This is a genomic window from Moorena sp., assembly GCF_982860115.1.
The window spans coordinates 1-10,404 of the sequence record NZ_CEYLVT010000249.1 but is presented as its reverse complement, the minus strand read 5'-3'; the positions used below and the strand labels follow the sequence as shown (position 1 = coordinate 10,404).

7 protein-coding genes are annotated in these 10,404 nt (G+C 44.9%); 1 reads left to right on the top strand and 6 read right to left on the bottom strand.

Annotated elements, in window-relative coordinates; translation table 11 throughout:
• Window positions 1-87: 87 nt before the first annotated feature.
• From AC4II3_RS27905 to AC4II3_RS27880, 6 genes are all read right to left on the bottom strand, one after another.
• Window positions 88-1,758, bottom strand: a complete 1,671-nt coding sequence (locus tag AC4II3_RS27905) for an asparaginase (RefSeq protein WP_488014316.1) — start codon at window positions 1,756-1,758, stop codon at window positions 88-90.
• A 572-nt stretch (window positions 1,759-2,330) separates the two neighbouring features.
• Window positions 2,331-4,079, bottom strand: coding sequence for a hormogonium polysaccharide biosynthesis protein HpsL (gene hpsL, locus AC4II3_RS27900; protein ID WP_488014314.1), 1,749 nt, complete (start codon window positions 4,077-4,079; stop codon window positions 2,331-2,333).
• Between the two features lie 485 nt (window positions 4,080-4,564).
• A complete protein-coding gene (gene glmM, locus AC4II3_RS27895) occupies window positions 4,565-6,037 on the bottom strand; it encodes a phosphoglucosamine mutase (protein WP_488014312.1) in 1,473 nt (490 codons plus the stop codon).
• 383 nt (window positions 6,038-6,420) lie between these two features.
• On the bottom strand, window positions 6,421-6,717 hold the full coding sequence (locus AC4II3_RS27890; protein ID WP_488014318.1) for a DUF7734 family protein: 297 nt from the start codon (window positions 6,715-6,717) through the stop codon (window positions 6,421-6,423).
• A gap of 111 nt (window positions 6,718-6,828) precedes the next feature.
• Window positions 6,829-7,422: a DUF3177 family protein gene (locus AC4II3_RS27885; RefSeq protein ID WP_488014310.1), complete on the bottom strand. Its 594-nt coding sequence runs from the start codon at window positions 7,420-7,422 to the stop codon at window positions 6,829-6,831.
• A gap of 264 nt (window positions 7,423-7,686) precedes the next feature.
• On the bottom strand, window positions 7,687-7,911 hold the full coding sequence (locus AC4II3_RS27880; protein WP_488014308.1) for a CP12 domain-containing protein: 225 nt from the start codon (window positions 7,909-7,911) through the stop codon (window positions 7,687-7,689).
• A gap of 1,090 nt (window positions 7,912-9,001) precedes the next feature.
• On the opposite strand from AC4II3_RS27880, the gene AC4II3_RS27875 reads away from it, so the two are divergent.
• On the top strand, window positions 9,002-10,270 hold the full coding sequence (locus AC4II3_RS27875) for an FIST signal transduction protein (RefSeq protein WP_488014306.1): 1,269 nt from the start codon (window positions 9,002-9,004) through the stop codon (window positions 10,268-10,270).
• Window positions 10,271-10,404: the final 134 nt, after the last annotated feature.

Below are 10,404 nucleotides of genomic sequence, written 5' to 3'. Positions count from 1 at the left end.
CCCATCTCCCCATCTCCCCATCTCCCCATCTCCCCGCGCCCCCGCCCCAATCTACCTTTAATTATGGGTATTCAACCGGACTTGATGTTATTTATTTTTGCCCTTACCCTTGGATTTATGCTTGTCCTTACCATGGGATTTATGCTTGCCCTTACCCTCGGATTGCTCGGGGGAAATCGGTTCGGGATAAATATAGACAGGCTCTTTGCCGTAATTCTCGATATAAAGCTTGGTGCCACCATCAGTAGTTTCACCTTCTAGGATCAGCTTGGATGAGCGGGTGTCAGGATCTGGCTCGCCTCCTGCCTGATAAATGGCTTGGTTATCCCGGTCATAGAAGATTAATTGACCGTCTTGTTGCATATGCAATTGACCAGGCAACTTGGCAGAGCTGGGATCCTCAAGGAAAACGAAAGGCTCTTCTAAGCTAGTGCCAGTTAAGACTGGACCCTCTCCGGGCTTGTTGGTTAAAATTGCAGTGCCATCGAGAGCCATAATAGTTTCTCCAGGGGCTAAGAAGCCCTCTCCTCTGGCATCAAGAACATTGACATCCATAATCTCGCCCACGAGATTGGTCATCATCAGTTCCTTAATCTTGTATTGATTCCAGTTATAGTATTTAGCTAACAGCTTTAAGTAAGTCAGCTTGCTTGCAGCGGCAATTGGGGTCATATCATAGGCACCAACTGCTCCTACCTGACTCAGCCAGGAACCTGCTGCATAAGTCTGGGAATTAACAGTCCCGCTTAGAACCTGTGTACAGTCAACGATCACGGTACCATTGTTATCAGCTTCGTCGAGAGTTTTGTAAATCGCCCCATTCTCAGGAGTGTCTGGATTGCCAGAAGGGAAATTCCCTGCCCCATAAGACTCCAGAATTAAACCATCTACTCCCTGATTAATACAGGCCGCTAGCATATCCCCAAGTACGCTGGTATTGGGGTCAGCCGAGACATCATAATAGGCGGGGAAAGCCGAAAAGGGAAGAACGGTAGTGTTGTTAATATGATCGTTAATGTAGGTCAGTTGAGCTGATAAAGCGTCATAAGCAGGCTCGCCCTTGACAGAGAGTGCCAGGGAGGGGTCTGTTGGTAAGGGGCGCACTACTTTGTTGTTGACATCAAAGTCTAAGCCATATTCTCCAATATTGGGATAGTTAGGAGTAGAGAAGGCTTTGAACTCACTGGCGTTGGTCTTCACCGTACGATTGCCCCTCATTAAGGTGGAATCAAAGTACAGACAAACTTCAGGTACACCTTCACAACAGGACGTTACTGCACCACAGACGTTTTGCAGAGCATCGGTGTTGAACCGTACAGTATAGGAAGAGTCGGCTTTCTCTACAAATAGTGGCAGTTGGGACCCAGTCACAACCACCGGCTTGCTCAACAAAGCGTTATAGTTACCATCCTTATCCAGCCCCGTCATCAAAAACGACAGTATGGAAGCTGTCCAAGCCATGGTGTCCGTGCCATGGAGCACAATAAAAGACTCATAGCTATCGTAGGCTTCCAAAATTGCGATCGCAATAGTACACCAGTCTTGGGGCTGCAAGTTGGTACTGTCGAGAGTGCTGTTACTCGGGCCAAACCCGATATCAATATACCCAATCGTACAATCGGGATATTGACTTTGAATAATCGGCAAAATATTCTCATCAAAAGCCTTTTGGAAACCAACGGTATCCAGTGGATACAGCCCATCGGGTCCCTGCACAGAACCAATAGTGCCCCCGGTGTATAAAATTCCTATGTTCATTAAACAATCAGAAAATAAATTATGTTTGCTACTAAAGTATATAGAATTGATGGCAAAAGGGAACATGGAACAGTGGATCACCGGAATAGGGAGCAGGGAGCATTAGGAAGGAGTTCCAAAGAGTTTTTTATTTATGGATAAACCGATTGCTTTTTTACCAGAAAACCCTCCCACGTCTTTAGAATAGTTTGGGAAGGAAGATTGGTTTTTAGACTAATACTATGTTCCCTTGAATACTTATAGTTTTGGGCTAGTGTAACTTGGCTAAAAAAAGTGTAATAGTAAGCATTCAGCTATCAGCTATCAGCTATCAGCCAAAAGCGCTGTAGCCACGCTACCGGAACAGTTTATGCCCATAGCCAATGCTACACCGAACAGCTTTTGAATAAAATAAGCTGACGGCTGACGGCTGTTCGCGTAGCGTGAGCTTTTAGCTCACGGCTGACGGCTGAATACTTACGTGTAATAGTTCTATAAATCAAGGCTTGACATGGTCATGATCATGGCTCTATTCTTGATGCAGTCGCTCATGGGGGGAACCACGGCAGCGCTGCATCGCTATCACATGTTTACTAAATTTTTATAGCCCTTACCCTGTCTTTTGCCTTTTGCCGTTTACCTTTTCCCTTTTTCGATGCCTTGATACGTCCTTTCTTTTTAAGTTTAGGGTCGTTTTCCTGTGCTGCCTCTAATTTCTCTAGTTCCTCTTGTTCTTGGCGATTTATTTCGGGCAACTTGAGGATAATACCAGTCATCAACCAATAATAGATTGCCACTGGATCTACATCCAAGGGATAGTAATAGGTTTGGTAGCTAATAAACAAAATAAATACCCAATAGCTAGCACCGATACTCCGCAAATCCTTGTTTTTCACTGAGCGGTAAGCCTTGAAGGTAAGTACAGTAATAGCAGTTACAAATATTAGAAAAGCCAGCAGCCCCAGCGGACCAACTTCATGCATTACTTTGGGAAACCAAGTTTCTACCAAACTAGTTTTACCGAAAACACGAGCAGAGTTGGTCGCTCGTCCTAATCCCAGACCAATTAATGAGCCTCTTAGTCTACTCCAGGTAAAAGCAAATTGATGAAGGATAAAATCATCCGCTGGTGCAGCTTCCCAACGACCGATAAAACTATCTATCCGTTCCTGAACTACTTCAGGAAAAGCAGTTGCAGCAATTCCCAATAAAAGCACTAATCCTCCCAGAATAGGTAAAAACCGTTTAAGGTTAGTGACTTGACCGGTTAAAACCATCAGGATTACGGTTACAGTTGGCACCAAAGCCAGAGCAATCCGCTGACCAGAGACTACTGCCAGAACAAAAACCGATGCCATGCCAGCTAAACCAACACTCCGCCAACGACCTGAGGGGTCGCTGAAAGCAGTAGCAAAGCTAAAAAAGGCATTAGAAATCAGGAACCAGCCCCACTGCCAAGGTGCAACAAAAGTTCCTGGTAACCGGATTTGTCCCACTTGAGGACTATACAGTAAAGACCCACCCACAAAACATCTAGCATCTAGGGAAGCTTTGAATAACTCAGACCCTTCTCCGAATTGGGTTCCAGCGCATCTACCAGTTTTGAGCATCATGTACTGAATAAAGGCGAGGCTACAGCACATAATAGCCAGAAGTGTGAACATCCTTGAGAGAAAGAGTAATTCTTTCTTGCTATGGATTAGGTAGTAGGCACAAAAGATTAAGGGAATGTATCCCAAAAAAACTTTCAAACCCAAAATTCCCATTAGTATCGGCTGTCCATCGTCGCAGGTTATACCTCTACGCATCCCTGGTAAATCTGAACAGGGGGGAAGTAGTTGCTGAGCACCATTAGCAAACAAAAGTGTCAGCAAACTTGATGCACACAAAATTCCTAAGGGTACCATTAGGGACTTGGCTACTATGATCGGTTTTCTTTGCTGCTTACACTCTTGTATTAGGCCAATCAAAGCCGGGATATAGATACCATCTTTAGCCAGCTGGAGCAATGGACTATTGCCAATGGCGTAAATTATTGTGCCACTAAAAGGCATATAGATCATGAATGCCCAAAGTGCTTTGCGAGGATATTTATAGGACAGAACCAGACAAGGCAGACCAGCTACTGCAGCTGCACCAGCTTTAGGATCAACCACCAGAGCCAGCAACACCCCGATAATCGCTCCAAACGCTGCTGTCATAGTAATAGTTTGGATGACTTCTTTACGCGCCCGTTGCGCTCGGCGTTTTTCAGCTAACTGTTGCTTCAGATTTAAGGTTGTGGTCTCAGATGGCGTTTTCCCTTTCTTTGATGACTTAGATTTTGACCGACTTTTGACCATGGTAGAACCGTCCCATTGTCTATCGATGTTATTATTTTCTAATTTGGCATGTTCAAGTTTTAATTGGTGTTTGCGCGACTGTCAAGGGAGCTTGTATAAGCCAAATTCATCACAAATTGATTTGCTCAACGCCTTTCGATTGAAGCAGATTTGGTATGAGTGGAATTATGAAAACTAAAATAATTAACCTATGTTGATATAAAAAACAGCTAAAAAACTCCCGTTACTCTGATTGATTTAGTCAAAGTAACGGGAGTTTTAATGTTAGCTTGAGGTTGCCATAGCGTCATTGGAACCTTGAAAGTAATCAAGCATTTCGTAAGCTATAACTATCACGAAAATACTGCCAATAGTTTCCTATGCACCCCAATTAAGTATTAAGTTCAGGGTTTTTAAGCCTTTTCCCTGACGCTTTCCATCGATCTAGTTTTTGACTGTAGATGGGCAAGGAGTTCTGCAAGCATTTTGGTCAATCAGTTAGCTAATCAGTTAGCTAAAGATCGTTCAACCACATTAACTAACTCTGATGTCCAGTGGTGAGCAAGTTGAGAATTGGCGGCTTCGACCATGACCCGGATCAGGGGTTCAGTACCAGAAGCACGAACCAGAATTCGACCTTGGTCTCCCATGGCGGCTTCCCCTTTTGCGATCGCATTCGTGATGGCCTCACACTCTTGCCATCGACGTCGGCGTTCTCGGTCTTCTACCCTGACATTACGCAGCAGTTGGGGGTAAGTCTGGAAACTTTGGTCTACTAAATCTGCTAAGGTCATGCCAGATTCACGCACCAAAGAAGCTATATGTAAAGCAGTTAACATGCCATCCCCAGTCAAACCATAATGGTGACAGATGATATGTCCCGATTGCTCACCCCCTAGCATAGCTCCAGTTTGGAGCATTTTAGCTTGGACATGCTGATCTCCGACTGCTGTCCGTAGGAATTTACCCCCCAACTGCTTCCAGGCTCGTTCAAATCCTAAATTTGCCATTACCGTTGCTACCATTAGGTCTTCTGGTAGCTTTTGGGCAGCACGTAAGGTTTGACCCCAAAAATAGAGGATGTAATCTCCATTGATCTCGCGACCCTGGGCATCTACTGCCATCAATCGGTCTGCATCACCATCAAACGCAAACCCAAGATCTGCTTGGTATTCTTTTACCGCAGCTTTGAGCGGTTCGAGGTGAGTAGAGCCACAATTGACATTAATGCGATCGCCATCTGCCTGGTCATGTAAGCAGATCACTTGTGCCCCCAACTGCTCAAACACTTGTCCTGAGAGTCGCACTGCTGCCCCCCAAGCCAAATCCAGCACAATTTTCATGCCATGTAAATTCGTCAGTCCTTTCAGAGGACGGTGAAGTGCTGTGGCATAATCGGTGACCAACCCTGGGCGATAGTGATACCTCCCTTGGGTTTTACTAACTACACCCTGATCAGTAAAACCCCTCAATCCAGCTTCTATATGCTTTTGCAGCTCCTGAGATAGCTTAGTGCCTTTCCCGCTAAAAAACTTAATCCCATTGTCTTCTGGAGGATTATGACTAGCAGAAATCATCACACCCCCGATGGCACTTGTAGCACTGCACAGGTAGGCAACACCAGGAGTAGGACATAATCCCAAGTGCCACACCTCTAAACCTGCTGTAGTCAGCCCCTTAGCTAAAGCTGTGGCCAACATATCACTAGAATTGCGCGAATCCTGCCCCAAAATCACCGGTCCTGGTACAGCTGAGTATTCCTGTAACACAAGACCAGCCCAGAAACCCACTTGTAAAGCCAAATCTTCACTTAGCAATGTTCCTGCTCGTCCCCGAATGCCATCGGTGCCGAATAATGGGGTTGTGGGTAGAGTTAGGGGTTGCCAAGGTAACCTGACATTGGGGGAGTTAATTGGCTGATTCTCCGATGAGAACTCAGCACTATTCCATCCCTGGATACGGACAGGGGATGTAACCATAATTTCTATTTCCTCACATTACACACTCACAGTGGAGAATAACACTTTATTTTGCTTTGGTAGATATCCATCAATACATCCAACCCATGCTTGTGAACAAATATATTCTTGTGATCAGATTATGATCCAAGTACATTCAGATTATGATCCAAGTACATTTAGCCCTGTGAGCGCTTTGGCCAGACTTTATCAAAGATTTACTCAACCATTGACTAACTAGATCAAAGTAGATTTAGCCCTGTTAGGCTTCTGGCAAGACTTTATCAAAATTGACTAACTAGATCCAAATACACTTAGGTCCCAAGGGCGTTCGGGCAAAACTTTACCAAAATTTACGTTCCTCCCTTGGAACTTAGCAGCCACCACCTGCCAAGGATGTTGAATTAAACACCAGCATTCTCCAACAACTTTTCCATAGCTTCCAAACTCAGTCCTTGCTGAATATAACGAGGAGACTGTGGATTATAGGGGGCAGCCACTCGATCTATGCTAATGATCTTTGCCTGTGCTGGTAAGACCGCTACATCTGGGTCAAAGGATGTTGGGCGCATTAAAGAACTGGAAAAACCTTTAAAAATAGCAATTTGATCCTGTTCACCAGCTATCTGTGCGGTAACGATCAATACCTCTTTTGGGCGTTTGATGGTGTATTGTTCTAGACGCCTACCAATGGAATCCATCATCTGTGAGTTGTGAGTTTTCATTTGAAGCAAGACTCCCCCGGCATAAACGCCGTGGGGAGTCTCAAATAAGATGCTACTGACCTAAAAAATCCAAAGCCAAAACCCATTTCATGGTTCAATAGCTGATCGTCCTTGTTTGCCGAGTCGAAACAGAACGAAATAGCTTAAGTAAAGGACATAAAAGAATAATCCCACCATTCCCATAAAACCCAAAAATCCAGGGGTATAACCACCATGGAAATACTGTTTGAATAACAAAGGCGGCTGCCTCAACACCTGACAAAATCCAGATGTGATTGCTCCTGGGAAAAAGGCACAACGTAGAAATGGAATACTGGCAATTGTCCCCAGAGCACAGTAAATAGTCATTGCCCAACGCCAAGATGTCAGTGCTAGCTTCAAGGGAGTAGCTGGTCTATCATCAATCTCCTCATTCAAGTCAATCCAAAACCACAGGGAGATCGGGATTAGAATACGGGAGCTCAAAGCAGACACATAAGCAATCGGCCAACCGACAATCAACAAGTAAACTGTAATCGCTAGGAGACTGGAAACACGCCAATAGATAATTAACAGCCGTACCATCGCATCTGCTTTCTGGAAAAATGCCCAAATTAGCAGCGTCAAGGGGATAAATACTGTGAACAGAACTGCCAAACGGTAGTCCATCCAAACCAGTAATTGAATAATTTCATCTTGCATTGCTTGTTGCCGAAATGACCTTGATCTATGTTATTTCACCAATGCCCATACTGGAAATCTAGAAACAAAGCCAAGGAAAGCATCAGGCCAGTAACGGCACCAAAAAGGGTAGCAGGAGGAAACCATCATAGCGGTGCAACCCATGATGGCGAACGCGCCCCGCTTGACCTACGGTCAAGGGATTGCTCCCCATCACGGAAAGCGCACCAGGGAATTCCTTCCTGCTACCCTTTTTCAGAGTATTTGCCAGAACAATCCTAGAATCTAGTCGTCATATACCCGGCACTCAGCTGCATCAGGATTATCATCACAGTACTGCTCAAGGGAGTTTTTGGGCGCGGTATTTTGCCGCTGATGGGAAGCCTCTGCTTGTAGTTCTTCTACGTTATCCCAAGCTACTGCACATTCGTCTGAAGTCGCCCCCTCAGCATCACAAACGGCTCTAGCTTGTTCACGCTCTTGATCTATTTTCTCTTGTAATTCGCTCATCTGTCTTTCGCTTTTATAACTTGATTATGTCTATTTGTATTTTGCTGATAGGATGGGTAGTAGTCACCAACCGCGCTTAGCAAAATTGTTAACGATAGGAGGCTTAATAACTAGTAATTTGGTTGACAAGCCGACTTAGTTGCTTAGGTTTTGTGCAACTCCTATCAGGGGTAAGGTTTGCCGGACTTCGTCCCGCTTCCGGGAACGGGAATGTTGTAAAGGGTGGTTGGGCTAGCAGCACATTTTTCCCTCACCTTAACTACTAGGGACATTAACTGCTAGGGACAGGGCTACGAACTGGCGGTGATTCGTAGGTGTCGTGACCATTACAACCAGCGGACTAATGTCCATTACCTGCATCTTAGCTAGTAAATTCTGGATTAACCAGAGATTACTAGGGAATTAACTAAGAGCGCTACCATTAGCTACTCTAATTTCTTAGGTTAAAGCAAAAGACATGCTTTAACACAAATTTGTTCTTTATTTTTTAAGGTTCTCCCAATTTTCCCTTACCCCCTAATCGCTTACACCACTTCTAGAACTGTTAACCCATTCCCCTTTTAATCGACAGATTTTGACATAGCGGTGCGACAATCACGGGAATTTAATTCTTAATGGGTCAAGGGCACCGGGCTAACTTAATAGGGTGGTTGGGGTGGAAGTTACCTTTAGCCATTACCCTTCTTACCATGGCTGACTTGAGGAAGGACTTCGAGTTAGAGGAACTGCGAATTTCAGGGAGTCTGTCTGATAAGCGCCACTATCGACACGAATTGTTACCCTTAAATTGCAGTAGAGGGGATGGCTAATATGGCAATAAAGATTGATAGTTAGGCAGATCTAGGGAGATTTCTTAAGGAGCCGCGCGCCTTAAGAAAAACAGTTTCGTTCCCGCGCTAACCCTAGCTTTTTGATAAACACTAACTTAGATTACGTTATATTAATTTTAGTGTCCCACAACAAATCCTCTGCTCATTATCAGGTAAGGCTTAGTGGAAGTCTGTGGTAGTTCACCGTTATCATAAAACCTTGAGGAGTGGCCAATTCCCTCAATAGGGAATGGTATCGGGAGTGAAATAGGTAGATATAGATGGCTAATGTGATCAAGTGGGCAAATGCTCTATCAACCCGTGCATCATTAGAAGCGGCAGTGGCCGAAGTGGCAGACTGCCTTGAAAATTCCTTGCCTTCAAAAGCAGATTTGGGTCTGGTGTTCATCTCATCTGCCTATGCCAGTGAGTATCCTCGCCTCATCCCCCTGCTCCAGGAACGATTGTCTTTACCCGTGCTGATTGGTTGTGGTGGGAGTGGCATCATTGGGATGAACACCAATGGGTTACCTGTGGAAGTTGAGGGAGGACCAGCCCTAAGCCTCAGCCTAGCCTGTTTGCCTGATGTTAGTGTCCAGAGCTTTCATATCTCTGGAGATGCCTTGCCAGATATGGATAGTCCTCCTGATGCTTGGGTGGAATTGATTGGCATTTCCCCCCAAGAGCAGCCCCAGTTTATTTTATTCTCTGACCCCTCGTCATCTAGAATTAACGATTTGCTCCAAGGGTTGGATTATGCTTATCCAGGGTCAGTCAAGGTAGGAGGACAGGCTAGTGGTAGCTCTATGATGGTTAAGAATGGCTTGTTTTGCCTGAAAGACCAGACTGAAGTGGCAAAGTCTCTCTACAATGAAGGAACTGTGGGGGTTGCTCTAAGCGGCAATGTTGTATTAGAAACCATTGTTGCTCAAGGTTGTCGTCCTATCGGTGAAACCTATCAGGTGACTAAAGCAGACGAGCATATCCTGCTGGAATTGACAGCTCTCGAACAAGGCAACATCACCAACGATGAGCCAGCATCCCATCCCCCATTAATGGTTTTGCGCGAGTTAATCCAAAGTATGGATGAGGCAGACCGTAAGCTGGCACAACATTCACTCTTTGTGGGAGTTGCCCGAGATGAGTTTAAACAACAGCTGGTACCCGGAGACTTTCTGATCCGCAATCTGTTAGGTGTAGATCCGAGGATTGGTGCGATCGCTATTGGTGATCGGATTCGACCCGGTCAACGTATTCAGTTCCACCTCAGAGATGCTCAAACTTCAGAGGAAGACTTGGCACTTCTTCTTGAGGACTATCAAAAGCAAACTAACACCACTCAAGCTGCTGGTGCTTTGATGTTTTCCTGTCTGGGGCGAGGAGAAGGGCTTTACGGTAAACCTAATTTTGATTCCCAAATGTTCCACCGTTACATCAAGGATATTCAGCTAGCGGGCTTCTTCTGTAACGGGGAAATTGGGCCAGTAGGCAGTAGTACGTTTTTGCACGGCTTCACCTCAGTTTTTGGGATTTTCCGTGCTAAAGAATAACAATACAGAATTAAGGATGAAGAATGAAGAATTAAGGATGAAGAATGAAGAATTAAGAATTAAGAATGAAGAATCAACTAATTCTCAATTCTCAATTCTCAATTCTCAATTCTCAATTCTCAATTCTCAATTCT

Coding starts and splice junctions, on each gene's coding strand:
- AC4II3_RS27905 (WP_488014316.1), bottom strand. CDS start 1,758: ATGAACATAGGAATTTTATACACCGGGGGCACTATTGGTTCTGTGCAG.
- hpsL (WP_488014314.1), bottom strand. CDS start 4,079: ATGGTCAAAAGTCGGTCAAAATCTAAGTCATCAAAGAAAGGGAAAACG.
- glmM (WP_488014312.1), bottom strand. CDS start 6,037: ATGGTTACATCCCCTGTCCGTATCCAGGGATGGAATAGTGCTGAGTTC.
- AC4II3_RS27890 (WP_488014318.1), bottom strand. CDS start 6,717: ATGGATTCCATTGGTAGGCGTCTAGAACAATACACCATCAAACGCCCA.
- AC4II3_RS27885 (WP_488014310.1), bottom strand. CDS start 7,422: ATGCAAGATGAAATTATTCAATTACTGGTTTGGATGGACTACCGTTTG.
- AC4II3_RS27880 (WP_488014308.1), bottom strand. CDS start 7,911: ATGAGCGAATTACAAGAGAAAATAGATCAAGAGCGTGAACAAGCTAGA.
- AC4II3_RS27875 (WP_488014306.1), top strand. CDS start 9,002: ATGGCTAATGTGATCAAGTGGGCAAATGCTCTATCAACCCGTGCATCA.